This is a genomic window from Bradyrhizobium sp. (assembly GCF_028868675.1).
In the GTDB taxonomy this organism is placed as follows: Bacteria; Pseudomonadota; Alphaproteobacteria; order Rhizobiales; family Xanthobacteraceae; genus Bradyrhizobium.
Genome location: NZ_JAGWUA010000375.1, coordinates 1 through 1,509 on the forward strand (window position 1 = coordinate 1; position 1,509 = coordinate 1,509).

Annotated in this window: 1 protein-coding gene and 1 pseudogene; both read right to left on the minus strand. The window is 68.0% G+C overall.

The genetic code is table 11. The features are described from left to right. Nucleotides 1-213: 213 nt before the first annotated feature. Nucleotides 214-1,110 carry a hypothetical protein gene (locus KGM94_RS25245; protein WP_300265484.1) on the minus strand — a complete coding sequence of 299 codons (897 nt, stop codon included), beginning with the start codon at nt 1,108-1,110 and terminating at the stop codon, nt 214-216. A 215-nt stretch (nt 1,111-1,325) separates the two neighbouring features. Continuing rightward, nucleotides 1,326-1,509 (minus strand): annotated as a pseudogene (locus tag KGM94_RS25250) (ketosteroid isomerase); the annotation flags it as partial.

A 1,509-nucleotide genomic window follows, 5' to 3' on the forward strand; every position in this document is an offset into this window, starting at 1 on the left:
TTCATCGCTTTCCCCTTGATCGCGCCCGCGAGTGTCCCCCGCGCGACGAAGTTCTGTCAGGCGTGGTCAATCTGGGCGTCGGATTTTGACCGGATCGGGGCCGAGATGCGGCAGGGATCGGCCATTCGGCGGTATTGCCGTGGCAGGATATGATGGATTTGAGCGATGTATTTCGCTGACCATGCGTAAGGGAAAAGACGGTGCGCCTTGCCGTTACCAGCTCTTCTTGAAGCCGGCGGTGAGGCTCTTGCTGGTGGCGCCCTGCGCAGTCTCGCCGATCGAGCCGGAGATGGTGACGCCGTCGGTGAGCTTCTGCTCGGCGCCGAGCTTGCGCAGCCATCTGTCGTCCGCCGTCGACAGGCTCTGGCCGGCGATCAGGCTGGTGCCGGTGTCGCCGATCGTGACCTTGGCGGTCTGATCGGTCTCGTAATTGCGCGTGATGCGGCCGGCGACGCCGGGAATCGGCGCGGTGCCCTGCTGGAACACGCTGTAGCCATTCTGCAGCGTCAGCGAATAGTCGCCCGACAGCGGCAGCGATTTGGTCAGCGATGCGCCGAGCTTGCTGCTCTCCGCGCCGGGATCGATGCGGGCCTCGACCGCGGTCTTGTCCCAGATCGCGCCCGCGCCGGGCGCGGTCGCCGCCGCCCAGGCGCTGCCGGAAGATTGCGGCAGGCTGCCGCCATTGGCGGCCTTCTGTGCCAGCAATTCCGACATCGTGGTGGGCTCGGGCGCCACCGTCATGTCGGCGCCGATCCGCGTGTCCCAGAACGGGGTGACCGACTGCTTCACCGTGACGGCGGAAGAGCCGTTCGCCCTGGTGTTAGAGGACCAGTTCAGCCCGTCATTGCCGGACGCGCTCTTGCCGGCGCGCGTCTTCGCGGCCAGCGTCTCGTCGGCGTCGGTGTTGAGCTGGCTCCAGTCGAGCTTGTCGACGTCGATATCCCCGAGGATGTCGGGATCGCTGGCGTCGGGGACGGCGGCCGCCTCGGTCTCGTCGTCGGCCTGTGCCGCCGGCACGGTCTGCGCCGGGGCTTCCGGCGCGGCCGCAAACAGCAACGCAGCCGCAAGCAGCGGCAGCCTGGCCCAGCCGAAACCCGTCCTCAATTCCATCGTCCTGCCCGCAACCCCGGTTCACGTCCACGATGCGGATGGTTCGTCGCAAAATTGTGGCGAGGGAACCGCGCGCGGTTCACATCGCGAATTGAAGACCAACGGGCCGCGCGACCGGCGCGCCCGCGGGCGACCTCGGCACGGCAGACCGGCGGGGCTGGCGGCCGGTCTGCGCGCGAGGTGGCCTGCGGTTCCCCGAGGGACCCGTTGGCGCCTCACCCCACCGCGATCATGCGCGGGAGGTGGATCTGGCGGCCGAGCGCCTGCTCGACCAGATCGAAACTGTCGACCAGCACGCGCATGTTGATCAGCCGGTCCGCCCTGAATTGCGCGAACTCGGCCACCCGCAGCGCCACTGGCTTGTCGGAATCCAGCGCGGTCAGCCAATAGCGCAGCATC